The organism is Hominimerdicola alba, assembly GCF_900109655.1.
GTDB lineage: Bacteria > Bacillota > Clostridia > Oscillospirales > Ruminococcaceae > Hominimerdicola > Hominimerdicola alba_B.
Genome location: NZ_FOAT01000013.1, coordinates 51,797 through 77,977 on the forward strand (window position 1 = coordinate 51,797; position 26,181 = coordinate 77,977).

Genomic DNA, 26,181 nt, shown 5'->3' on the forward strand with positions numbered 1-26,181 from the left:
CAAAATGAAATTCAAGACACTATTTATAAAAGAGCTTCGTGAGATGCTCAGCGTGCAGACCATAATGACTATGGTCATTTCCGTTGTGATACTCTCCTTTGCGGGACAGGCTATGAGCAAAGCCGTTGAGGAAAGCGCTGAAACCATGATGGATATAAATATCTGTGACCAGGACGATACAGAGTTCACCAAGAACATGATAAAATTCCTGACCGCCAACCTTGCACAGCTTGACGGCGAGGTGAATGTGGTGGAGATAAGCTCCGATGACTATGCCAAGGAGCTGAAAAAGGCTGATGTAAAGAACGTTGTTATTATCCCCGAGGGCTTTACCGCAAGCGTGGAGAACAACGAGGCTGCAAAGGTAAAATTCGTCCAGAGACTTAACTCGCTGGCAACAATGTCCAACCTGAACACAGGTTCACAGGTGGCAGTTGAATACCTGACAGCGGCTGTAAAGGACGTTGTATACAGCACCAAGGTATCCAGCGGCAAGCTTTCAAATGAAGAGGTATCATTCCTCAACAACCCCATAGCACTTGAAGAATCCACAGTAGTAGCGGATAAGAGCGCTGATATCTCCGCAAGCATAGTAATGTCGCTGTGTTCTGCACAGGGTATGATAGTTCCTATCATGATGTTCGTACTGGTCATGATGTCTTCCAACATGATACTTAACGCTATAAGCACCGAGAAGATAGACAAGACCCTTGAAACTCTGCTTACCGCGCCTATTTCAAGACTTTCCGTTATAGCGGCAAAGATGCTGGCAGCAGCAGTTGTAGCGGCTATGCAGGCGGCTGTTTATATGTTCGGTTCAAAGAACATGATGAACGGCGTACTTGAAAAGGTGGGCTCTGACAGCGGCTACTCCGAGATACTGAAAGACCTGGGTCTTACCATGGACGCAGGTCAGTATGTCCTCGTAGGTATCCAGATGTTCCTTTCCATACTGATAGCACTGTCAGTTGCACTGGTACTCGGTGTTCTGGCAAAGGACGCAAAGAGCGCACAGACACTTACTCTGCCTATCATGATGTGCACAATGATACCCTATATGCTTTCAATGTTCGTTGATATCAAGACAATGTCCCCAGCAGTAAGATATATCGTATACGCTATACCTTTCACACACTCCTTCATGGCTTCCGAGAATGCTATGTTCGGCAACTACGGTGTGTATACAGGCGGACTTATCTACCAGTTCATTTTCCTCATAATATGTATGTTTATGGCATTGAGGATATTCATGAGCGACAGGATATTCACCATGTCCATCGGCGGCAAAAAGAGCAAAGGCTCAGCCAACGAGGAGAGCGAATCATAAATAACACTTTAAAGAACTATCGGGAAATCCTTTCAGGCTATTTCCCGATAGTTCGCTTTATATATCAAAAAAACACCGCGGAAATTTCCCGCGGTGTTAGTCGTTATTATGAATTGTTCTGCTTAGCAACTACGGATTCGCCGCAATAGATCTTGCGGAGAACAGGCTTTTCGATTTTGCCTGTGGGGTTTCTGGGCACGTCCGCGAAGATGACCTTGTGGGGTCTCTTGTAGCGAGGGAGTTTGTGGCAGAAGTCATTTATATCCTCTTCGGAACATTCCATGCCCTCTTTTATGGATATTATAGCCGCTGCTATCTCACCCAGTCTCTTGTCAGGCAGACCGATAACTGCAACGTCCTTTACAGCAGGGTGCGCACGCAGGAAATCCTCTATCTGTACGGGGTAGAGATTCTCACCTCCGCTGATGATAACGTCTTTCTTTCTGTCAACGAGGAATATGAATCCGTCCTCGTCTTCCTGTGCCATATCGCCTGTGAACAGCCAGCCGTCCTTGATGGTCTCCTCGGTAGCCTTGGGGTCGCGGTAATAGCAGGTCATCACGCCGGGACCCTTTACGCAAAGCTCACCGACCTCGCCGCGGGGAACAGTCTCGCCGTGCTCGTCAACTATCTTGACCTCCCAGCCGAAGCCAGCCTTGCCGATAGCGCCAACCTTGTGGATATTCTCCACACCGAGATGTACGCAGCCGGGGCCTATGCTCTCGCTGAGACCGTAGTTTGTATCGTACTGATGATTGGGGAACAGCTTCTTCCATCTTGAGATAAGAGAGGGCGGAACAGGCTGTGCGCCTATATGCATAAGTCTCCATTGGGAGAGCTGATACTGGCTTATGTCGATATCTCCTCTGTCAACTGCATCGAGGATATCCTGAGCCCATGGCACCAGCAGCCATACGATGGTGCAGAGCTCGCTTGAAACTGCTTCAAGCACGAACTTAGGCTTGACACCTTTGAGTATAACAGCCTTGCCGCCCGAGATAAGGCTGCCGAACCAGTGCATTTTAGCGCCTGTGTGGTAAAGGGGCGGTATGCAGAGGAATACATCGTCCGCAGTCTGACCGTGGTGTGCCTGTTCAACTCTTGCGGAATGTACAAGGCTCATGTGCTTGTGAAGTATAGCCTTGGGGAAGCCTGTAGTGCCAGAAGAGAAGTATATAGCTGCATAATCGTCATCAGTCAGTCTGATATCAGGTGAAACGCTGGAGCAGTTTGCAGCAAGTCTGTCATAGTGTTCAGCGAAAGTAGGACATCCCTCACCAACGTAGAACAGCAGACGGTTCTTGCTGATATCGTCAACTATCTCTTCAACTCTGCCGATGAACTCGGGACCGAAGACGAGTATATCTACCTCAGCCAGTTCAACGCAGTACTTTATCTCATCTGCGGTATATCTGAAATTAAGGGGCACAGCAAGAGCTCCTGTTTTCAGTATACCGAAGTATATAGGCAGCCATTCAAGGCAGTTCATTAGTAATATACCGACCTTGTCGCCCTTTTTAACGCCGCGGGAAATGAGCAGGTTAGCGAAGCGGTTGGCTTTCTCATTGAATACCGACCATGTTATCTCGCGTCTGTAAGGTACATCAGCGGTAGGCTCGATGAGTTCATATTCCTTCCATGTTACGCGCTTCTCGCGTATCTCGGGGTTGAGCTCAACAAGGGCTGTTTTATCGGGGAGTTCAGCTGCATTTCTTTCCAAAAATTCTGTAATTGGCATTATAAAATTATCCTTTCCGAACGAATTTTGTGCTTTGATATATGAAAGTATAAAAGCTGTAAAGCACAAAAGCAATTAAGTTAATTTTACCACATTCATAGGAAAAAGTAAAGTCTTTAAAGGGCGTTTTTTGTACAAAAATGGTGCAGAGCCTTGTTGCAGTTTGCACAAGCCAAAAGCAGATAGGGGATGAATCGTACAGGATAGAGCTTTTTATGCGCTGCTTTGCTGGCATAATATTACTTTACACCCAAAAACGCCGTTCCCATACAGAGAACGGCGTTCCATATTAACCTTCATTTTCACGAGGTCACTCGCTCGCAGTATACCAGATACCGCTGGCTGTTTATGCCGTAAGGGTGACAGGTGTACAGCGTCAAAGTGTCTTTTCCGGGCTGTATCAGTATAGAGTCTACAGCGTCAGGTTCAACTATCTTAGTGCTGGCCACGCGGTACTCCATTGTGTACCAGTAATTCTGCAGCTTGATGATATCACCGCTCTCCAGTTTTTCAACGTGCCTGAGGAAGTCCGAACCGCCAAGCCCGCGATGAACTGCAATTACACAGTTCGTATTTACATCGCCTATGGGGTACGATGTATAGGTCAGATGTCCGCAGCCCGCTGTAAGATTTGCATCATTTGCTCCCAGGAACAACGGTAGCTTTAGGTTCAGCTTTTCTATCTCCAATAAGCCTATGCTTTCCGTTTTGATACCGTAATCAATAAGATCAAACTCGGGATACTTGTATGCCGTAGGAGAATTCAGCTGGCTCTGTCCGGAAGCGTACAGCTCTTTGTTGCGCCTGCGCATATACTGGTACAGTTCGTTGAGGTACGGCTGATTTTCCTCAGCCTCTTTATCGTATCGTACCTTTTCATAAGGTGCAGGATCACCGTTTTCGTCACGGGGCACATCGTCACCAAAATCAACATCGCCGTTTTCTTCGGCTTCTTTGATTATCCTTGTCAGATCGTCCTTGTATTCCTGTATGTTCTCTTCTACCTGTTTGCTTATGATGATCTTGCTGATAACGGGATACAGAAATAATCCCAGACCTATAAGGAACAGCAGTATCAGTGCTATCAAAGCCGGACGTTTATTCTTCTTTTTCTTTTTACTCAACAGCTTGTCCTCCTTACAAAGGCAGTGCCGCCCGCAAAGCAAGCGGCACTGTTTATCAGCTCATATCATATGTGATCATCGGAGGGTCTTAACAAGTTTCCGAAACATCATTCGCACATAAGATCAAGCATTTTCCTTGTCTTCCTCGTCCTTGTCTCTCTTCTTGAAGAGTATGAAGATGAAGAACATTGCTCCGCCCATTATGCCGATACCTGCTATTGTGAATACGATAGCTGCTGTTGTACCTGTGAAAGGCAGATCGAAAGCCTTGATAGTCTGATCATTAACAAATACTATCTTATTATCTGAGATCAACTTTTCTTCGTTTGCTTCTGTACCATAGTAAACCTTACCGTTCTTGGCAATGAATATGGTCTTGGTGTTAACAGCTTCGTCATCTTCAACATAATAGCCTGACTGTGTTGAGATCTGCTTGATGGTGTAGACACCGGGTGCAAGGTTTGCAAGTGTTACGAGCTTTGTTTCTGCATCGTCGGAATACTCACTGCAGCGTGAAACTTCGAATGTACCTGTAAGTTCCTTTGAAGTATCATTTTTATCTACGTTCGAGATAGTGATGGTTGCAGGTGTGAATTCGTCATATGTACCATCAGGAGGATAATCAGGAGCACTGGGATCGGGATAGCTTGTTATGCCGGGATAGTTATCAACCTTATCAGGATCCGGGATATCATCGGGTATTTCATCATCAGGATCCGATGCAGGGGGATTATAAGCATACTCATAAGCTATCGATGAACTGTTCTTTACTTTACCCGCTGTATAACCGTCAACGATAGTTGATGTAACGGTTATTTCGAGAGAAGTATAATCACCAAGTTCTCCTATGCCATCCTTTGTCAGTGTAACGGTTAATATACCATCGCCTGTGCTTACAGTGTAATCTTCTGTCAAAGCGAGTGTTTTCGAATTCGTACCGTCTGTTGCAACAACACTTGCTATTGCTACATCCTTCTGATTTTCATAGGTATCTGTTACAGCGTAGCTGATAAGGTTTTGAGCCTTATCCGGGATATCAGCAGTGATCTTCCACATATAATTCTTGCCTGTATTAAGATTACTGTCTGTCATTACTTCCTTAGCAACTTCCAGTTCCTTGTCATTTGGGAATGTATTGACCTGAATAGCATTGGATGTTCCGTCAAGTACAAACTTGATGGGTGTCTTATCAAGCAGGTATCCTTCGGGAGCTTCTGTTTCAACTGCGTAGTATGTACCCAGCGGCAGACCGTCTACCAAAAGAACGCCATTTTTTGTTGTGAAATTCTGTTTTTTCACCCAGTTGCCCAGATTATCTTTATAGTAGATATCAAATACTGCTTCTCCAACTGTTGTCCAATTAGTCGCACCGTCACTCAGTGTCTTAGTCAGCTTGATCGAGTGCTTATCGTTAGAATTGGGATTTTCCGGGTCGCTCAGAGATGTGGGATCTGTATTATCGCCATTATCATTATTGTCTGTCAGCTTGGGGTAAATATCAACAGTATTTAATGTTTTACCGCCAACTACCGCAGGCAGATGAAGATAGAAAGCCTCTGCATCTTTGAAATTTACATCTGTATCATTGTTATATGGCGTTATCTTATAAAATGCGTTAGGAATATCAACGACATTTGTAACATTCGAGTATGTGTGTCCGCCTTGTACTTCTTTACCGTAAAAATCCACTTCAACGATATCGAATGTAATACCCGCAGTTTCTTCACCATAAGCATCTGCCACCCAGTTACCATCAACGTTAGCTTTACCTGTGGGTGTATAGTCTGATGCTTTCGCTGCATTATAATTTTCTTCACTTAATACATACGGGTGTATCGTCAAATTGGTTGTACCTGTTGTAGCCGGTGTTGCAAATACATTGTAAGGTGCCATCTGACCGATCATGAGTGCTGAAGCGGCTATAGCCGTTGTGCGTTTAAACATTTTTTTCATAGTTAGACCCTCCTATTATTTAGTTTTTTGATTTTTTCTTCTTCTGTTTTACTGCGCATATGTACGAACAGCAGGAAAACAGCAAGTACCATTGTTGATAATCCGAAAACAGTGTATCCTGTCATCGGTGTACTGCCGGCATAAGGCATCTCAAACGGTGTAACATCCAGGAATATCTCGATATCGTCTATGACTATGGCATCATCGGAAGTCCCGACTGTGACCGTTGCTTCGCCTGTTCCGTATCCGTCAGGCGGTGCAGTACACTTTATCGTGTAGGTCATGCCCTTTCTGATATCGAATTCTTTATTATCCCACGATACAACGCCGCTTGTGTTCTGCTTTGTACCGATCAGTGTTCCGTCCTGAGCGTACAGCTCAAATGTTCCGCCCTTGAGGAGAGGTGCTCCTGCAATGGCTTTGCCGCTGTCGCTGTCCTTATAGTATAAGCTGTAGATATTTGCCTTTATGGTAATATCCGCGGCATTCTCTGTGTAGTAGACCGTTTCCGGCTTGTCTGCCAGAGCAACGCCTGTTACACGCAGCGGTTCAGCAGTATAGTTCTGTAAAGTGGGTGAGATGATCTCATAGCTCTTGCCGTAGTCAGTCTGATGGACATACTGAGCATGGGCTTCTGTGCCGCGGATCGTGGTATCAATCACGTTCCAGGCATACAGATACTTTACGGTTATCGTTATCTTTGAAGATTCCCATACAGCATAGAGATCGATAGGTTTTTCCTTGCTGCCGGTAACTATCGTATCGTCCTCGATGATATCGCCTGCAGCTGTTTTCCAGCCTGTATGACGATATTCATGTGTGGGATCCACAGTTGTGGGAAGAGGTATGAAGTCGTCCTTTTCAGGAACGTAGCTGTACTCTCTGCCGATGACAGCTGTTCTTGTTGCAATGGGATCAGTATCTCCAATGTTTTTGTACAGATTTATTGTCACAGTCTGAGGTATCTCACGGTAGTATACGTTGTATGTTCCCGCGCCTGTGATCTCTTCAACTTCTGTTTGAGTTCCATCGCTTGCGAACTTTGTGATCTTTACCTTATCATATCCGCTTATAGCAGTTGCTATCTCACCGCTGATCAGGCTGTAGTTATAGCCTGAAACGTGTGTTATCGCGGATTTTGAAGAAGCTTTGTTCAGAGGTGCTCCTCTTACATCGCATTCAACAAAGTTCACTATAAGCTCAGTGTCCTCGTCAACTTTGGTGTAGTATACATCGACCGTCTTCGACGGATGCGCGTAATTATTGACATCATAAACAGTTTCGTTAAGACCGGCTATGAACGCATCGTCCACTTTACCTGATACATAAGGCATATTCGTTACATATCCCTTGATCTCGGGCGAAGCTATGTAGAACTCAGCGCCCTTGGTAAGTGCGATATCGTAAGTATCGTTTTCATACTTCGTCCTGTCGAGAGGAGAGGTATATGTGTGATGCAGTACAGCATCAGCATCTGGAGTATCTGCACTTTCCTTGGTGTAGTATTTTACTGTTATAGCGTAGGTTATCGGCTTGTAAGTACCAATTATTATCACATCTTCCTGACCCATGATATGATCGCCGTTGTTATCGGCTTCTATGGACCAGTCCCAGAAGTAGCCGTCGTATCCGTTTGGATACTCATCGGGACGTGAGGGATAAGTGATACCGCTGATAACGTCGCCGTTAGCGAATGTCTTGCTGTCAACAGCTTCTTCAAGGCTTATCATCTTGCTGATTGGGTCGTACATCTCATAGTAGTACTTGACGCTGTGTTTAGCGTAAACGCCCGAAGCTGTTACTGTGACTTTACCGTTTATGCTTTTCCTCGGGATATAGACTGTGATCTTATCGCCTATCTTCTCCACCACTGCATTTTCTATCACAGTGGGTGAAGCATTGGGTACTGTTATATCCGTGTTGGTTATAGCAACATCTTCTGCTGCGGGAAGATCATAGCCGTCATCAGCGTAGATATCGAAAACCAGTTCGGTATCATCGACTGTCGTGGGGAACTTATCCGCCGCATTTGATGTAAGGTTCGTAAGCTTGGTTTCTATGGGATAGCTTACATATACAGGTACTTTGAAGTTCCTTTCCGCAGTGTCCACTTCATCGATGACCGTAGCCTTGCTTGCTGCAGAATCAGCTTTCAGTGATGCTGTCAGGATATAGTCCGTATCAGCTTTTATCTTGTCCCCGAGTTCGGGTTCGTAAGAAAGGACTCCATAATCTGCATGATCTTTCTGCCAGTCTTCGGGATCAAGTGCGTTATAAACCGCCGCATTGCCGCTGAAAACATCAGCTGTTATCGTAGAACCGTAGTCCACGAATATCGGGTCGGAGCTTATGGTATCCTCCAGAGTTTCATCCGCCAGCTTTACATTTGCAAAGTCGGTGTAGTCAAGTGGGGGGATATCCAAGACATCATCATTATCACTAGCTGTGTTATCATGATGTGCCAGTGTTGCACTTGTCAGCAGAGGTACATCGTTACCGCCTAAGAAACCGTCTTTGGGTTTGAGTTTGACAGTGTAACCGCTTTCACTTATACTCGTAGAGTACGTATAAGATCGCATTGTTGTCTCATAAGTCAAGTCGCTTACACTTTCCGGAGTGAAACTTACGTTTTCTGATACAACTTCATTGATCTCACCAGAACTTACAGTACCTGCATCATTAAAAGTTACTACATTGTCAGATGCTACAGTACCAGTTCCGGCATCATATATATCGAAGTATCCAGAATAACTTTCGGTGAGTGTAAAGTCTCCGCCGTTAGTCTGCAAAGCATCTCTTGCACTAGTCTTTAAACTGTTTTCATAGTATGCAACTTCATCAGCACTTAGAGTTGTTTCAGTTTCATCACCGAATACATAGCCACCCTTTATACCAAGCTTTGTTAATCTTAAAGATCCTTTAAGTTTTGACTGCAAATTTCTTGATATCAGATCTTTGGATCTATCAACAAACTCAGGTAATTCATCTTCGGGTATAAAGTAACTTTCATCTACATAGTTTTGCCCACCATAACCACCGTTATTTCCACTTCGACCGGTGTATTGACCATCAGTTCTTACGCCGTCTTCATTTGGGAAACCAGCAGAATATCCGTTACTACTTGAAGACGAACCGCCACCGCCTCCTGCTACCATTATAATGTCAACAGGCTCATGACGTTCTGAAGTTATTTCGTTAAAACCGAGTGAGATAATAGTAGGGTCAGCACCACCACCGTAGTTTGTGCCATCCGTTCCTGCATCACCTATAAAAACGTAAATATATGTATCATCTTGGGGAACAAAAAAGTATCTTATTATATGTCCGCCTTTTCCGCCAGAATAGCTACTATTTTTCTTTTTACCGCCATCTCCACCATAGATTTCCAAAGCGTAATATCCAGCAGACATCTTTATAGGATGACTAATTTTTAAAACTGTTGAGTAATCAATGTTTTTTCGTTTGATAGGATCATATACATAAAATGACTTATTAGCTGATACATCCAAACCAAATTTTGTGTTTATTGTAAGGTCATAGGTTTCAGTATCACTATTGTATTCCAGCTTTTTATCAATATCCAATCCAAGTCCGTCAACACTGTACGGAGCAGACATGACACATCTCAAAGCTGCTTTATTATAGAAGACATTGGTTCCTGTGCTTCCAACCTTTGCAGGTGTAATGCCTGTGGGTTCTTCAAGTGTTACTTTGATATCGGAAGACAGTGTTTTGTTAACGTCATTTTCTGTGATGGTATAACTTAAATTACTGCTTGCAGTATATCCATCTGTGCCAAGCCCTGATATCTCATAGCTTATACCCGATATGAAATCCTGCATGGGGTCATTTGCGTTGTATGCTATCTCACTGTAACCATCAGCATAAAGTTCAGCCTTTGTGATAACATCATTTTGATGTACCGTGGAGTTCTTTGTCTTTATACTGATGTTGTAAGGCACGTTAACATACTTTACATCGTCACCCACTGTGAACTTGGTAGTTTTATCGCCGCCCTTTACTGTGAATGTCGAGTCGTTCTCCTTGAATATCGGAACTCTGTTTCCGCCGAAGAATCCTGCCTTGGGCTTTATTGTTACGGATATTGTCAGCTTGTCTTTTTCCTGACCCTTTGCAAGACCTGAGCTTACAGGTGCTACCGAGCCGTTGGCTGTAAAGCTGTTTCCCTCTGCCGTACAGTTCGCCGACTTCGATACTATATCAAAGTACTGCGATATCTCGCCGCTGACATCTATGCTGTTAAGGTAATCGTAATCTGTGCCATTATTTGACAGATGTCTTATAACTACCGCACCGCCTGTATCGGAATTTGTATTGCCGTCTCTATTAACGAAGTAGTTAGTGTCTCCCTTATCTCTGGGTGTGAAATTTGAGAACTTACCCACATAGGAAGAACCGCCGCCGCCGCCACCGACATTTCGTGCGTCAACGGGCTCATTCTGCATACCGCCGCTGCCGCCTGCAAATCCTGCACCACCGCCGCCGCCGCGGAAGTTACTTGCGCCGCCGACACCGCGGTCAAGTTCGGGGTGATAGGTCTTCTGCCAGTCATTAGGATAGGAAGAAGCTGCCAGATAGCCTATAAAACTGGTCACTATCTCACCGGGGATATCGGTTCCGCCCTTACCCACGTAAGCGCCCTTGGTACCTGATGTGGAACCATTTTCGCCTGCGTAGTAAAGACCTACGTTAGAATTCGCTGATTCGAAATTACCGATATTCGGGATCTCACTGATATCGCTGTCGAAAGTACCGCCGTCACCGCCGTTGGCTTTGCCATCGCCGCCGAATAATCCGGGGAGAGTATGCAGCGCTGCACCTGCACCGCCGCCGCCGCCGCCGCCGGCTATCATAAGCACCTTACTCGGGTCGTTGCGTACAGTATCAGTTAATTCTTCATTTTCATCCATAAGGTACACAGCGGAATAACCTCCGCCTGCGCCTACCGAGAATATAACTATATCGCCCGCACCGCCGCCGATACCGCCAGTACCGCCGCTGTCGTACCGTCTTGTCTCGCTGAGACCGCGGCTGCCTATCTCGTAGTAGAGTTTCTTCTTCTGAGCAGCCAGTTCTTCGCTGACTTCAAGGAGTCCGTATACGAAGCCGCCCTTGCCGCCTGCACCTGCTTTGAAACTCAAAGGGAACATGGAACTGCCGTCGCCGCCGTCGCCGCCCCAGAGTTCGATAAGGTATGTGCCTGCTTTATCAAGAGTATAGCTTCCGTCCTGGCTTTGCATCCAATTTCTGCTCTCATCGAAGTACGAGTAAGAGGACTTGAGCTCAGTAGTAAAGGTAAATGTACCGTCGCCGTTGTCGATCAGCTGATCGCTGTGAGAAAGTATAGCGGATACTTCATCTACATTATGTATATCCGGAAATTCAACAGCTCCGCTGTCTGAAGCGGATCTTCCCGCCGAAACAACTATCTGCGGAAAATAGGCAAACTGTTCCATAACTATCAGTGCCGCCATAGTAAACGCAGATATTCTCTTAGTCAGTTTGCTGTTCCTTTTGATCGTCAACGTTCTCCACTCCTTTCAGCCAAAATTTTGCACAAAGAAATATGTCAGTAATACACAATTACCAACGGTTAATACCAAAAAATATTGTTGTTAACTTACAAACAAGTATAGCACAGTCATTATGTTATGTCAATAAAATTAATAGCTTTTCAAACTTGCGCGATAAATTTTTGTATGAATAACCATATTTGGAGATGATATTTGTTTACAATTAACACATAAATCACACTCTATTAATTTATTAAATCATTTACAACCATTAATATACTCATTTCCTATTGGTAATTTTCGCAAAATATCGGAAATAAATGGATTTTAGCACGGCGGCCAAGTTCAGGCAGCCGACAAAAAGTTGCTTCGCTTTATTCACATTTCATGCATTTTTTGACATTAAAGCGATAAGTTCGTATCTGCGCGGTTTACTGCATCTGTCCTTCGGGCTAACAAAAAAGACAGCCATTCAAACGAATGACTGTCTTTATGTTATCGGTTATTACTGCATATCGGTATTTCTGTTTTTCAGAAGCTTCTGTCTCTTTCGCTCGTGCATATCCATGTATACCTTCTCGGCAAAATCAACTATCTTCTTCATTATGGGTCTGAATGTGTAGAAGTACTCACCCGCATAGGTGATAACTTCGCCGTTAAAGCCCTTCTTGAACTTGTAAACACCGTAGTTGGGGTTGGTCTCGTCCTTGTAGAAAGGTATGCCCATGAAGTCGTAGATATCGCAGTTGCCCTCCAATGCCCAGTTTATCATAGTCCACTGCATCAGATAGTTGGGGTACAGATTTCTGTGGTGGTTAGCAGATGCGCCGTAAACGTAGCAGGTCTTGCCCGCATACTGTGTTGTTACCGCACCCGAAAGGGGTATCTTTTTGCCGTCTTCATCAACATAGCACATGAAAAGATGACAATGCTCTTTTCCCAGACCCTCAATGAACTTTACAAAGTAATCCTTGCCTCTTATAGAGAAACCGTCACGGATACCTGTAGCTTCCATCATGGGATAGAAATCGTCCAGCGCCTCAGTGCCGCATATCTCGCAGTAAACGCCCTTTCTGGGAGCCTTACGTATACGGTTGCGCCAGTCAGCCTTGAATGACTGCATCATCTCATCGGCTGTTTTGCCCTTTATTCCGCAGAGCATATAGTTATTTCTCGCCTGTATGGTAGTCAGCTCGGGTGCGTCATCGATATGCGAGAATCCCATATCGGTTATCAGCTTTGAACGATCCCTCTCCTTCTCCTCAAAGGGCGGATCCCACATGAACTGATATGCGCGGTATTTCTTAGCCAGAGCCTTTACGCCCTCAAACAGGTCAGCCATTACTTCCTTATCGCTCCAGTCGCAGACAGGACCGTGGGGCGCATACAGGAATGTTGTGGGGAATATGGGTATATTCTTGATTATTACAAGACAAGTACCCCTTATCTTGCCGTCCTTGCCGCGGGATATTACTGCGTCCCAGCCCCAGTTATCCTTTACCTTAGGCCATCTCAGCGACTGCATGAAGTTGCCGTATTCGCTGTTTTTCGCGAAGTCTTCATACTCTTTCAGAAGCTGTTTGTTTTTCTTATCTATAATTTCCATCTTTTACCTCTCCAAAGCAAAAAATCCTATATTGTGACATATCCTAACCTATCTATTATACAATACCGCGCCACAAAATTCAATAGTATTTATAGACAAAACCGCCCATCAGGTAAAGTATCATTACTATCTATTATGGGTATTTTCGCCGCTTTTATCCACGGGCGGTACAAGTCCGTAGCTCTCATAAAAGGCATGGATATCCTCTTTGCCGCGAACAAGCTCCTTGTATTTCAGTTCACCGCTTTTTCTGTCAAAAAAGCCTATGGTCTTTTCGCCCGTGCAGGTTGAGGTCTGCACCTTTATCTCCAGACCCTCACAGCCCTCGGGTATTTTTTTAGTGACCTTTTTCCTGAATATGCTCATATATCCCCCTGAAAGCAGAGCTCGCACAGCATATCGCGGGTGTCGGCGCACTGCTGTATCTCGTCATAGATGATATCCATGTTGTCACTGTCGTACTCGACTTCCTTTGAAAGCTCCTTCACCAGAAGTATCCGCCTGTCAAGGTTGGGAAGAGTGCCGTTTTCCGCATACTCCCGTAGGAACAGCCCTCTCGCCGCAAGGGTCATGTACACCGCTGAGAACAGCCTTTCCTCAGCTGCATAGTCCCTGGTGCATTTGATGAAGTATCTGTACAAAAAATATACCAGTATATTTTCAAGCTCATGCTGATAGGGCGCGTAGCTCTTGCTGAAAGCCTTTTCTGCCGAAAGCATCTTGTCGCGGATATCTTCCGTCAGCGCGAATCTCTCGCCCAGATCACCCATGTACTCCATTCCCGAAAACAGCGAGAACAGCCTGTCCAGCCCCTGTCTGCCAAGAGCCCTGACATCCCCTGAAAGTATATCCTTTTCCGCCTGAATGACTATCTCCATGCGGAAGCCGTCTATCGCCAGCATACCCGATATCTTTTTCAGCTGTTCGCAGTCCTCATCCTGCAAAGCTTCGCTGATATCCTCGGCGCAGTAGCACAGCACCGCCAGCCTTTGCAGCATGGTGAATCCCCTGTCCTGTGCGATATCTATTAGCTTTTCGCGGATACTCTTCACCGCTGCGAATATCTCACTGTCGAATTCAAGGTCATCGGGAGCTTCGTCCGTCTGCTTTTCACTGAAAAGCACAGGGCGCTCATGGGTCAGCACCAGCCTGCTGACTTCCTCACAGCAAAGCCCCAGCCCTGCTTCCTTGTAGTCCCCGAACCATTCGTAAAACCTCGGATGCTCGCGGCATATCTCCGAGATATGCTCCGCACCAAGCTCCTGCTGTACCCCGCAGAGCCCGTCATCAGTCAGGAAAGGACATCCCCCCTCCTGCGACATATAATGCGCACCATCTTCTTCGTATATGTTCCCGCAAAGCCGCTCGCAAAGCTCACCGCCATGCTCACGGTAGTACGAAAGCGTACCTTCATCTATCTCAATGTCCCAGCCCATCTTGCAGCAGTTGTCCCTGCAATCCGTACAGGTACACCTGAAAGCGGAAAAATAATCAGGCTGTAAAACTGTCATATAATCACGTCCTCTACGCTGAATATAAATAGTCCCCGCCTCGTCCGTGTATCGCCACCGATAGTGATGTGTCTTACGAACTGCGGGCTTTATTGAGGAAGACCCTTTTGAAAAAGGGTCCTCCTCAAACATCAGCTTTGCTGATGTTGACTCCATCCCCGAAAACTTTTATTTCTTTTTGGCAGGGGGCAGCTATTTCTATAAAGTGCAGTTAGTGACCGTACTAAGTAAACTTTATAAAGATATCTGCCCCCTGCCCAAAAGAGAGAAGTCTTTGGAAAGAGGTCTGGGGAATAACCTTTCTTCAGAAAGGTTTTCCCCAGCAGAACCCGCAGTCCGTAAGATATACCGCCATCAGCGGCGATACACGGACGGAGCGGGGCTGTTTACAGTTCGCTTTTGCAGTTAGCGAAGCTGCGGAATGCTTGTTTCATGGGTTCGTAGGTAAAGGTGAAAGAACGTGCAGGGGAGGAGAGTTTGTTGATGTATACGCGGTCGTCCTCGAAGCACAGCTGAACTTTCCCGAACATGAAAACCTCGGTATTTTCCGATGGAGTTATGGGTTCGGATATCTCCAGCAATGGTCTGCACTTGCTCAGCAGAGCGTCAAACACGCGGATATTGCGCCCGATACCTTTTTCCTTGGTTATGTAGGAGTATTCCGATCCGGATGCCGAATCTCTTGCGCCGTAACTTTGTATGCAGGCGTTATTAGGGTCGATGATGATGGAGCAGGCAAATCTTCCGCCGACGGGGGCAGTTGAATAATATGGCTCTATCTGCCCGAGTACATATAAAGGCAGCCAGCTGATGATAGCCTCTATCATCTCATGTACACTGCGGTCGATGCTGTGGATTATCTTAATGTGAGTCCCTAAGTTATAGCACACTTTCATTAGGTTTATCCACAGCGAGCCGTAATCCCATGTGAGCCAGTCGATGTTGATATCAGAATACAGAAGTATCTCACGGCTGTTGTTTTTGATGATGTTGTCAAGAAATCGGGTACAGCACTGCTGCAATCCTTTCGCGCCGAAGTACTCGGATTTTATCTCATAAGGCGGAACTTCCGGCATATCGTATTTTTCGGGCACATCGGGGATATCGTTCAGCATCTTGATGAGCCACTTGACGGACTGCATATTCGCAGGCATCTCCCTGCTGCTCAGCCACATAAATATCTGCTCGGAACGCTCGGTCTTGGCTTTATCGTCCTTTGCACCCATAAGCTCATTCAGCCGCATGACCTTTTGCTCGCTGTCGATGCTCTCAGCAATGGCAGAACACAGCTTCATCAGCAATCCCGAGTTTCTGAGCGGCACCCTCTCTCCGTTTCTCATACGGCTGATATAAGATGGGTCAACACCGATCATGCCGCTGAGTTCCTTGTTGGAAAGCTCTGCGATATCCATAAGGCTGCACAGCTTGTTCCCGAAGATATTGCTCTCGGGGCTTTCATCGGTATCATACGGAGTATCCTTGCCGTCAAAAAGCCACACCGTCAGGGCAGAAATGATCTTGTCCTCAGTCATTTCCGAGCATTTTATAATACCGCAAAGCTCACTCAGCCTGCTGTTATCACAGCAGTAGTAGTAAACACCCTCGACAAATTTTTTGACGGTGGTGCTTTTGCCCGTGTAATTTCTGGAACCGCTCCTGAGCCTGCAAAAATTCGCAGGTCCGCAGCCCGCATATCCCGCGATCACGCTGTTTTCAACGCCCAGTTTTTTCAGCAGGAAAGCAACTTTCTTACTTAACATCAGCCGTGATCCTTTCTTGTAGACTTGCATAAACATACAGATATTATATCATATTTCAGGCAGGATTACAAGTGCTTACCAAATCATACCACCGTATGCGGTCGTATCCTCCAAAAAACAATCGCCGAAGGCGATACCATCTATTATTCATTTTACATTATTTACTATTCATTATTCATTGAGCGGGCGCAGATACCGAACGATAAAAATAAAATGCACTTCTGCCATATAATGACAAAAGTGCTGAAAAACATATATTACCGCGCCCGCGATTCAGTCTATCTCGACCATGATCTTCTGACCGGAACGAGAAGCAGCCGCTCTCATAACAACGCGGATAGCCTTGGCGATCCTGCCCTGCTTGCCTATAACTCTGCCCATATCATCAGCAGCAACGTGCAGATGGTATACGATAACGCCCTCATCATTGGGCTCATCAGCAGATACTTCAACAGCGGTCTTGTCTTCCACCAGATCGCTAACGATAGTTTTCAGTAATTCTTCCATAGTAAAGCTCCTTACCTCCCGCAAAAGTTATCGGTAAGGCAGATGCGGGATACGTTTACCTTACCGATCGGATCTTTATACAAAGCTTTCGGCTCGTATATTACAGTGTGCCGTTCTTCTTCAGAATTGCCTTTACTGTATCGGTAGGCTGTGCGCCCTTAGCGATCCAGCTCTTTACCTTCTCGTCATCAACCTTTACCAGGGAAGGCTCCTTGGTAGGATCATAGTAGCCCAGCTCCTCGATAAATCTGCCATCTCTGGGATATCTGGAGTCAGCAACAACAAGTCTGTAGAAAGGAGCCTTCTTAGCGCCCATTCTTCTCAGTCTGATCTTAACTGCCATTTGTATTCACCTCCATAAACTTTCCTTAATATATCAAAGCGGGGAACTCCGCATTGAAAACTTAAATTGAAACAAACAATGTTACAACACCTATCAATACGAGGAACACGCCGATTCCGATATAGAACTTTCTTGCGTCGTCACGTCCGAGTATCCTTACCCAGAACCGCGCCTTGCGGCTGTCCATGTACCAGTCATAGTCCTTGTAAGCACAGAATATTGAGAAACCGCCTGCCAATATGATCAGCAAAGCTATCAAAGGATCACTCATATCCTAACCTCGCGTTTATGTCCTCGGTGTATTGTTCTTTCCTGCGCCCAGGCCTTTCAGCAGTGCAGCTCTCTTGCGTCTTGCGCTCTTGCCGTGCAGCATACCGCCGCCGATACCGAACTGCTTCATCATCTTCTTCATATCATCGTACTGTTTCAGCAGCTGATTTACATCGGACACCTGTGTGCCGCTGCCCGCAGCGATACGTCTTTTGCGCTTGGGGTCGATTATTGCGGGCTTCTTGCGCTCTGCCTTGGTCATAGAATGTATGATAGCCTCAGTCTTTTTCAGCGCAGCCTCGCCCATTTCCAGATCCTCATCGGATACTTTACTAGCACCCGGCAGCATCGAGATGATGTTCTTTATACTGCCCATCTTGTGGATCTGCTTCATCTGCTCCAGCAGGTCATCAAGGTCAAAGCCTTCCTCCTGCATCTTCTTTGCAAGCTTCTCGGCTTCCTCTTCGTCAACCGTCTGGCTCGCCTTTTCGATAAGGGTGAGCATATCGCCCATGCCCAGTATTCTCGAAGCCATTCTCTCGGGGTGGAAAGGCTCGAACTCGTCAAGCTTTTCGCCCATACCCACGAACTTGATAGGCTTACCTGTAACAGCAAGTACGGACAGCGCCGCACCGCCTCTTGTATCGGAATCGAGCTTGGTCAGTATAACTGAATCTATGCCCAGTGCTTCATCAAAGCTTGAAGCTACCTTGACAGCATCCTGACCGATCATCGCATCGACAACCAGCATTATCTCGTTGGGTTCTGCGATCTTCTTGATGTCCTTCAGCTCGTCCATCAGCTCTTCATCGATGTGCAGACGACCCGCAGTATCTATGATAACAAGATCATTGCCGTAGTCCTTAGCCTGTTTAAGACCTTCCTTGACTATCTTGCGGGGGTCTATCTGACCCATCTCGAATACGGGTACTTCCGCCTTTTCAGCAACGATCTTCAACTGATCGATAGCCGCAGGTCTGTAAACGTCCGCCGCTATCAGCAAAGGTCTGCTGCCCTGACGCTTGAACATCTTAGCCAGCTTTGCCGCATGGGTGGTCTTACCAGAACCCTGCAAGCCGCACATCATGATAACACAAGGCGGTTTGCTTGGGAAATTTATCTTTGAGTTTGCCTCGCCCATCAGCTTGACAAGCTCCTCGTTAACTATCTTTATCACCTGCTGTGCGGGAGTAAGGCTCTTCAGAACGTCCTCGCCTACACTTCTCTCGGTAACGTTAGCCACGAAATCCTTGACTACCTTATAGCTTACATCTGCCTCCAGCAGCGCCATCTTGACTTCTTTCATAGCCTCCTTAACGTCGGCTTCAGTCAGTTTTCCTCTGCCTTTCAGCTTTTTGAAAACGCCGCCAAGCTTTTCGCTCAATCCTTCAAATGCCATAAGTATGCCTCCCTGTCCGTGGAATTTATAGTAGATATGAAGCCGTTATTCAGCAGCTTCTTCGCTGATCTCTTCTGCTTCGTATTCGGCAAGCTTGCTGTCAAGATTTTCAAGCAGTACGACAGTCTTTTCGGCTATCGGCCTTGACATACTTATGCGCTTGCATTCGTTGAATATATCGAGCGCCTGTTCTTTCAGCTCTCTGAGCTCCTCAACATACGCTCTCTGCGCTTTCAGCAGACCGAGCTTTTCCTCATAATCCGCCAGTGCCTTTTCGCAGTGCTTTACCGCATCATGAACGCCCTGTCTTGATATGCCGCATTCAGCCGCTATCTCACCAAGACTGAGGTCATCATTATAATAAAGATCCATGATGTTGAACTGCTTTTCAGTCAGCAGCCTGCCATACAGATCGAGCAGGATATACATTTCAAAGCTTTTTGCCAAGATTATCCGCCCCTTTCAGACTTACTGCGAACTTTTTCGGATACCTGTAAAGCATCACAGCTTTACAATGTTACTTATTATATAACACTTTTCCCCTTTTGTCAAGAGGGTTGAGACAAAAACATAAAATTTTACAATTTGTTATATAAATACAGCTTTTTATATGTTATAATTTTAGGATACTAATAATATGATGATTAAAATATTGAACAAGAGGAGGGCTTTAAAATTGATAACCTGTACACTTAAAAACGACAAATACGAGATAAAGATCCCCAGCCTTACCTACGGTACAGCGAATTTTGAGAGAAAGGACAGCGACGAGACCTATTTCTCCTATCTGGATAAATACATCGAACTCGGCGGCTGGTGCATAGATACAGCCCGCGTTTACTGCGACTGGGTCGAGGACGGCGCTGATGTCAGCGAATCTGTCATAGGCAGATGGCTTGAAGCCAGAAAGTGCCGTGAAAAGGTGATCATCTCCACCAAGGGTGGTCATTACGACCTTGAGACAAGAGAATCCCGCCTTGACAGAGCAAGTCTTGAAGCTGACCTTGCAAGAAGTCTTGAATGCCTGAAAACAGACTATGTAGATATATATTTTCTCCACCGTGATGACCCCCATATCCCCGTTGAGGAGATAATGCCCATACTGAACGATATGTATCAGTCGGGAAAGATACACTTCATCGGTGTATCCAACTGGACTACCGCTCGTATACAGGAAGCTAACAAATTTGCACGCAAGCACGGCATGGAGCCTATCCGCATCAGCCAGATAAACTATTCCCTTGCCCACGCCAGCACCGATATACTGGGTGACGATACCCTTGTGTGCATGGACACACAGGAGTTCGGCTGGTACAGGCGAAATCATTTCCCTGTTATGGCGTTCTCGCCTCAGGCAAAGGGATTCTTTGCGAAGCTTGCAAGAGGTGATGCAGCAACAAATCTCCCCGAGAGCCAGTTTGCGTCCACCGCGAACCTTGCACGTCTTGCGAGAGTAAAACAACTCTGCGATAAGACAGGCACTCCCCCCGCAGTAGTACCTCTGGGCTACCTGAACAGCCAGCCTTTCTTTGTATCATCGGTATTTGCCGTAACAAAGCTCTGGCAGATGGAAGAAAATATGGAAGCGCAGGATCTGGTCTATGACGAAAAGACCCTGGCATTCCTTGATAACCGCATATAACTTTTCAGACCGTCGGGTTTCCCTGACGGTTTTTTTGTTTGTCGGGGGCGAGATTTTTCTGGCAAGCTTTGCAAGATGTGATTTATTTTAAATCGGGCAACATTCGATGCAGTCAATGTCCGCCATAACAAAAAGCGGATAGCAAAACACGCTATCCGCCCATGTCAATAATTATGAATTATGCATTATGAATTATCAAGCCATTCCGCTGGCAGCGATCTGGGATTTCAGGAATACGTTGCCCTGATCGATAGTGATCTTGGTGATATACATATTTCCGCCCAGCTGGAACAGTATGCCGTCGCCCCAATTGTCAGGATTTTCGGGATCAGCAGTTGAGCTGTCGATGAGTGCGTTTATCTCGGCTGCGGGGATAGTGAACTCGATGCTCTTTACATCGTGGTTAGTTACCTTGATGAAGCCGTCTGCCTTAACGAATACATCGGGCCATACCTGATCTGACTTGGACTCAGCGTCCTTGGTATCGGGGGTAGCCAGGTCTTCGCCGTTGGCAACAACGTACTCGGTGAGAGCGGGATCGTTTACTGCGGGATAATCGGTAACAAGGCCCTCAAAGGTCTCGCCGAACTTGTTCCAGCCGTTAGCATGTGCAGGTCCTATAACGATCTGCTGCTTGTGCTGATCGGTAACGCCATCGTCGATCATCTGGTTGAACTTCTCGGTGTACTCGAATTCAACTACCATGTGAACGTCCTTATCTCTGTCGAAGCATCTGCCGTCGATGTAGTTATCGCCGCTGCCGCCATCGAAAGAATAGGAGCCCAGACCGTTTGCCCATGCGTCGGATACCTGATCTGTCAGTTCGATAACAGTCTCGGCAGCGTTCTCGTCATAGCCCTCTACCTTAGTTCTGTCGAACTCGGCAACTTCACCTTCGCCCTCAGCGGCACTGTCGTCACCCTCGGCAGTGCTCTCTGCAGGAGCTTCGGTCTCTGCGGGAGCTTCCGTTTCAGCGGGAGCTTCTGTCTCAGCAGGAGCCTCCGACTCGGCAGCCTTGGAATCAGCAGCCTTGCTGCTTTCGTCCTTGGTATCGCCGCATGACGCGAACATCAGCGCAGACATAGTCAGCGCAAGTGTCAATGCAAGGATCTTTTTCATAGTTAATACCCAACCTTTCTGAATTCAGGGATATACCCTGTACCTGTCGGCGGTATCACCGCCTTATTTTCTAACGTAATGATTATAGCAGATTATAAAAGCATTTTCAAGAAATACGCTTTATTTTTATCAGATAGCACAAAACGATATGAAACTCCCGCCGTGATTTCTGATGAAATGATAAAAATCTATATTTGATTTAGTTAATTATTTTTATGGCTATCCCGCTGACACACCTGACTTAAAAACGATCAAAGGAATATAATGAGCGTTTGGCGGTTATCTTTTCCCCCGCCGCAGGCGTGGGAAAAGATAACGTCAGTATAATATATTCCTGTTATTCCGGCATTTTAAGTGGTTTGGTAAAGGGATAGTCAGAATTATTTTTTCAAGACGAACAAAAAGCTGATCATTCATTTAAAATATTCGCACCGAGCGGAACTTTTATGGTGCCGATATCATGACCAATCCTGCTGTTTAGCCGCAGTTACGTGCCTTTTGCGCTGTCTGTTGCTTCATGAAAATAACGTTCACGATGTCTTTACTTTTTATGAATAATGTGCTATAATAAAAATGAGAAATTGTATAGTCTCATAATTATTAGAAAGAAGTGTTTTTCATGACTAAGATCACCATATTCAGCGGATTCCTCGGTGCAGGCAAGACCACGCTGATAAAGAAACTCATCGCCGACGGCTACAAGGGCGAGAAACTCGTGCTTATCGAGAACGAATTCGGACAGATAGGCATCGACGGCGGATTTTTGCAGGATGCAGGCGTTGAGATAACCGAGATGAATTCGGGCTGTATATGCTGTTCGCTGGTGGGCGATTTCGGCAAGGCACTGGTACAGGTGCTTGAGACCTATAAGCCCGACCGTATACTTATCGAACCATCGGGTGTCGGCAAGCTCAGCGATGTTATCAAGGCTGTGCAGGATATCCACGCACATGACGTGGTACTTGACGGCTTCACCACCGTTGTTGACGCTGCAAAGTGCAAGATGTACCAGAAAAATTTCGGTGAATTCTTCAACAACCAGATAACCTACGCAAGCTGCCTGATACTCAGCCATACAAAGGGCGTTCCTCAGGAGAGACTTGATGATGTAGTTGCAAGGCTCCGTGCGCTGAATGACAAGGCTCCCATCGTTACTACCGACTGGGATCTGCTGACAGGCAAGCAGCTCACCGATGCCATGACACAGAAGAATACTCTTGATGATGAGCTGAAGGCTCTGCTGGAAGAGGAAAATGAGCATCACCACCATCATCACCACGATGATGAGGAGCACGAACATCACCATCATCACCATGACGATGAAGAGCATGAGCACCACCATCACGAGCATGGCGAGGACTGCACCTGCGGCTGCCACGATCATGATCACGAACACGAACATCATCACGACCACGATCATGAGCATGAACACCATCATCACCATGATCACGATCATGACCACGAGCATCACCACCATGAGCACGGTGAGAACTGCACCTGCGGCTGTCACGATCACGATCATCATCACCACCACGCTGATGAAGTATTCACCAGCTGGGGCAGAGAGACCGCTAAGAAGTACACCGCCGATGAGATACGTTCCGCCCTTGAAGCACTGGAAGACGAGAAGAAGTACGGCTTCGTGCTCCGTGCAAAGGGAATAGTTGAGGGCACCGACGGCACCTGGATACACTACGACTACGTTCCCGGCGTGCCCGATGTTAGAACAGGTTCTGCAAGCACCATCGGCAGACTGTGCGTTATCGGCTCTCAGCTGAACGAAGAAGCTGTTTCGGAGCTTTTCGGGGTACAGTGATCCCGTAACGCTCCCGTAAAATAAATTATACTATATTAAATGGTAAAACTAATGTATACCAAAAAGGAGGTACAGCATGGATAAGTCAAATTACGAGATAAAGAGAGACCTTTTCTACCCGGGAAGTTTTCAGGGTGAGGACGGCAGCACTCAGTATGTTCCCTTTGAGAACGCAGGCGAACGCTTTGAGTTCAGCAGTGAACTCAACGGCAAGGTCTACGAGAAGGTAAGCGTAAAGTTCAAAAAGGATGGCGAGGACGCACAGTTCTGCGGCGTATGGCACGGTCATATATTTACCGAAGATGAGGTATCCGTGCTGTGCAGCGGCGGGAGCATCACCTTTGATTCTGTAGAGGGTGACATGGTATACACCGTTACAGGCAGCCTGAAAGAGGTGCAGAAGGACATCGACCCCTTCAATGTGTCCTTCAATTCAAGCTACAAGCTGTTCAATGCGGCTGAGTACGAATTCGTGCCTGAGGTATTCCCGAAAAAGTACATACCCAAGATAACCGAGTTCGGTAAAAAGACCCTTTACATCTACCACGAGGGTGAGCTTGTGGAGATGGAGTTCCTTTGCAGGGAACTGCCCGATGCGGCACAGCTGAACCGTCTGCTGGGCGGCGGAATAATCGAGGTCGTAGGCAAGGAGTTCACCGAGAGCGGACAGCCCGCGGCATACTACGGCTACGAGCTGAAAAAGGCTTCGGCAAAGTACGGCGGATGTGTTATACACTACAATGACGGCAGCTATATACCGCTGAAGAACAGTCTGGGCGAATACAGGTTCCTGTATGAGAGAAGCCTGCGCACAGGCGACCTGACTGTTACCCTGAGCAGCTTCTTCATGCCGAAAGATATGGATATGAGGAAAGTTGCAGAACAGCTTTTCCAGATGGAATTTCTGTATGAGAATTACAGCAGCGAGATACTCGACCGCGACCTTGATGAGTTCATGGGGCGTGTGCTCAGGTGTCCCGTGAAGTTCTCGGGCGTATGGTGCGGACACATCTTCACCCCCGAGGAGATAGGCAAACTCAGCAGGGGCGAATCGGTGGATTTCGACTACTTCGATGAAAGCGGTGCGCTTTGCAGAGTAAAGGGCGCGCTGGAGATAAGCGGTCTGCAGTGCATACTCCACAAGGAGGGCGGCTCGGTACTGCTTGATCAGTACGACATAGTACGCGGTTCTCAGGACAAGATAGTTATGCCCGATTACGACTGCGAGCATGAGTATTTCTGCAACATGAGCTTTGTGCCGGAGGGCGGCATGAAGAAGTTTGTGCCTGTCAAGGAGGAAGAGGAGTTTGAATCCTACGACCCCGACGGCATGGTGCCGTTCTGACTGCAGTGATAATAATGGAATATGACTATCCCTTTATCACACCGCTTATACCCGTTCCGGTAATGAATATTTATTTAGATATCTTCTTCCCCCGCCTGCGGCGGGGGAAGAAGACCGCCGTCTATTGATATTGCCTGTTAAAAGGCTGTTTAGTGGTGTGTCAGCGGGATAACAATATAAAAGATCAGGAGAGTAATCTGAAAATGAATGAAGATAATTTTGTGCCCGTGTACCTGTTCACGGGATTTCTGGAGGGCGGCAAGACCACCTTTATACAGAAGACGCTTGAAGACAAGCGTTTCAACAACGGTGACAGGACACTTCTGCTGATATGCGAAGAGGGCATGGAGGAGTACGATACCAAGGACTTCGAGAAGAGCCATATCTATCCCCGTGTTATCGAGGACAAGGACGAGCTGAACCCTATCAATCTGCAAATGCTGTACACACAGGTACACGGTCAGAGAGTAATGATAGAGTACAACGGTATGTGGACGATGAACGATCTGCTGAACGCACTGCCCGAAAGCTGGGCGATCTACCAGATAATGAATTTCACCGACGCTACCACATTCCTCAACTACAACCAGAACATGAGATCACTGGTAGTTGATAAGCTCTCAAACTGTGAGCTGACGGTGTTTAACCGTTTTGACAAAGCGACTATGGACAAGATGGAGTTCCACAAGATAGTAAGAGGTGTCAGCAGACGTACCGATATCGCCTACGAATGCACCGACGGAACTTCCGAGTACGACGACATCGAAGACCCTCTGCCTTTTGATATCAACGCTGATACCATAGAAGTCGATGAAAGGGACTATGCGCTGTGGTACAGGGACATCAACGAAGAGCCCGATAAGTACGACGGCAAGCGGGTGCATCTGAAAGCTATGGCGGCGATGAATCCGAAGTTCCCCAAAGGTACCATCGCACTGGGCAGAAAGATAATGACCTGCTGTGTTGAGGATATCACATTCTGCTGGCTGGCAAGCCTTTGCGATGAACAGCTTGATCTGACAAAGCCCAAGTGGTTCGATGTGACATTCACAGTAAAGATGCAGAAGCACAAGCTGTATAAGGGAAAGGGTCCTGTACTTGTGGTGGAGAAGCTCACACCTGCCGATGCACCTTTGCAGGAAGTCGCTACATTCTATTGATAAATTACACAGGTCTTCCGACGATTT

General features: G+C 46.5%; 19 protein-coding genes. 5 read left to right on the forward strand and 14 right to left on the reverse strand.

The window, feature by feature from the left end; translation table 11 throughout:
- Nucleotides 1-4 precede the first annotated feature (4 nt).
- Nucleotides 5-1,327, forward strand: coding sequence for an ABC transporter permease (locus tag BMY75_RS13265; protein WP_074834580.1), 1,323 nt, complete (start codon nt 5-7; stop codon nt 1,325-1,327).
- Nucleotides 1,328-1,433: 106 nt separating this feature from the next.
- Here BMY75_RS13265 and BMY75_RS13270 read toward each other — a convergent pair whose 3' ends face one another.
- The 13 genes from BMY75_RS13270 to BMY75_RS13330 form a co-directional block, all read right to left on the reverse strand.
- Entirely contained in the window at nt 1,434-3,065 is a 1,632-nt protein-coding gene (locus BMY75_RS13270) for a class I adenylate-forming enzyme family protein (RefSeq protein WP_074834583.1), read from the reverse strand.
- Between the two features lie 302 nt (nt 3,066-3,367).
- Complete coding sequence (locus tag BMY75_RS13275; protein ID WP_074834585.1) at nt 3,368-4,189, reverse strand: class C sortase; 822 nt, start codon at nt 4,187-4,189, stop codon at nt 3,368-3,370.
- Between the two features lie 123 nt (nt 4,190-4,312).
- Nucleotides 4,313-6,142, reverse strand: a complete 1,830-nt coding sequence (locus tag BMY75_RS13280) for a SpaA isopeptide-forming pilin-related protein (protein WP_074834588.1) — start codon at nt 6,140-6,142, stop codon at nt 4,313-4,315.
- Between the two features lie 2 nt (nt 6,143-6,144).
- The gene (locus BMY75_RS13285; protein WP_074834591.1) at nt 6,145-11,688 is read right to left on the reverse strand and encodes a glycine rich domain-containing protein; all 5,544 of its coding nucleotides are present in this window, start codon (nt 11,686-11,688) and stop codon (nt 6,145-6,147) included.
- A gap of 493 nt (nt 11,689-12,181) precedes the next feature.
- Nucleotides 12,182-13,282, reverse strand: a complete 1,101-nt coding sequence (locus BMY75_RS13290) for a lipid II:glycine glycyltransferase FemX (protein WP_074834594.1) — start codon at nt 13,280-13,282, stop codon at nt 12,182-12,184.
- 126 nt (nt 13,283-13,408) lie between these two features.
- A complete protein-coding gene (locus BMY75_RS13295) occupies nt 13,409-13,648 on the reverse strand; it encodes a hypothetical protein (protein ID WP_074834597.1) in 240 nt (79 codons plus the stop codon).
- The gene (fliB, locus tag BMY75_RS13300; RefSeq protein ID WP_074834600.1) at nt 13,645-14,793 is read right to left on the reverse strand and encodes a flagellin lysine-N-methylase; all 1,149 of its coding nucleotides are present in this window, start codon (nt 14,791-14,793) and stop codon (nt 13,645-13,647) included. The genes BMY75_RS13295 and fliB overlap by 4 nt, the downstream gene beginning before the upstream one ends.
- A 386-nt stretch (nt 14,794-15,179) precedes the next feature.
- Nucleotides 15,180-16,553: a helix-turn-helix domain-containing protein gene (locus BMY75_RS13305; protein ID WP_074834603.1), complete on the reverse strand. Its 1,374-nt coding sequence runs from the start codon at nt 16,551-16,553 to the stop codon at nt 15,180-15,182.
- A gap of 273 nt (nt 16,554-16,826) precedes the next feature.
- Nucleotides 16,827-17,060, reverse strand: a complete 234-nt coding sequence (locus tag BMY75_RS13310; protein WP_024857800.1) for a KH domain-containing protein — start codon at nt 17,058-17,060, stop codon at nt 16,827-16,829.
- Nucleotides 17,061-17,160: 100 nt separating this feature from the next.
- Complete coding sequence (rpsP, locus tag BMY75_RS13315) at nt 17,161-17,403, reverse strand: 30S ribosomal protein S16 (RefSeq protein ID WP_013497166.1); 243 nt, start codon at nt 17,401-17,403, stop codon at nt 17,161-17,163.
- A gap of 61 nt (nt 17,404-17,464) precedes the next feature.
- Nucleotides 17,465-17,674, reverse strand: coding sequence for an immunity 17 family protein (locus BMY75_RS13320; protein WP_074834605.1), 210 nt, complete (start codon nt 17,672-17,674; stop codon nt 17,465-17,467).
- Nucleotides 17,675-17,689: 15 nt separating this feature from the next.
- Nucleotides 17,690-19,072, reverse strand: coding sequence for a signal recognition particle protein (gene ffh, locus BMY75_RS13325; protein WP_074834607.1), 1,383 nt, complete (start codon nt 19,070-19,072; stop codon nt 17,690-17,692).
- Between the two features lie 45 nt (nt 19,073-19,117).
- Nucleotides 19,118-19,519 carry a putative DNA-binding protein gene (locus BMY75_RS13330; RefSeq protein ID WP_081350555.1) on the reverse strand — a complete coding sequence of 134 codons (402 nt, stop codon included), beginning with the start codon at nt 19,517-19,519 and terminating at the stop codon, nt 19,118-19,120.
- Between the two features lie 229 nt (nt 19,520-19,748).
- On the opposite strand from BMY75_RS13330, the gene BMY75_RS13335 reads away from it, so the two are divergent.
- Entirely contained in the window at nt 19,749-20,714 is a 966-nt protein-coding gene (locus tag BMY75_RS13335) for an aldo/keto reductase (protein ID WP_074834611.1), read from the forward strand.
- Between the two features lie 195 nt (nt 20,715-20,909).
- Here BMY75_RS13335 and BMY75_RS13340 read toward each other — a convergent pair whose 3' ends face one another.
- Nucleotides 20,910-21,833: a hypothetical protein gene (locus BMY75_RS13340; protein ID WP_074834614.1), complete on the reverse strand. Its 924-nt coding sequence runs from the start codon at nt 21,831-21,833 to the stop codon at nt 20,910-20,912.
- Nucleotides 21,834-22,452: 619 nt separating this feature from the next.
- Between BMY75_RS13340 and BMY75_RS13345 the strand changes: the two genes are divergently transcribed.
- The 3 genes from BMY75_RS13345 to BMY75_RS13355 all read left to right on the forward strand — a co-directional run bounded on the left by BMY75_RS13345 (nt 22,453) and on the right by BMY75_RS13355 (nt 26,154).
- Nucleotides 22,453-23,649, forward strand: coding sequence for a GTP-binding protein (locus BMY75_RS13345; RefSeq protein WP_074834615.1), 1,197 nt, complete (start codon nt 22,453-22,455; stop codon nt 23,647-23,649).
- 76 nt (nt 23,650-23,725) lie between these two features.
- Nucleotides 23,726-24,994, forward strand: coding sequence for a hypothetical protein (locus BMY75_RS13350; protein ID WP_074834618.1), 1,269 nt, complete (start codon nt 23,726-23,728; stop codon nt 24,992-24,994).
- Between the two features lie 203 nt (nt 24,995-25,197).
- The gene (locus BMY75_RS13355; RefSeq protein ID WP_074834620.1) at nt 25,198-26,154 is read left to right on the forward strand and encodes a TIGR03943 family putative permease subunit; all 957 of its coding nucleotides are present in this window, start codon (nt 25,198-25,200) and stop codon (nt 26,152-26,154) included.
- The last annotated feature ends 27 nt before the right edge of the window (nt 26,155-26,181 follow it).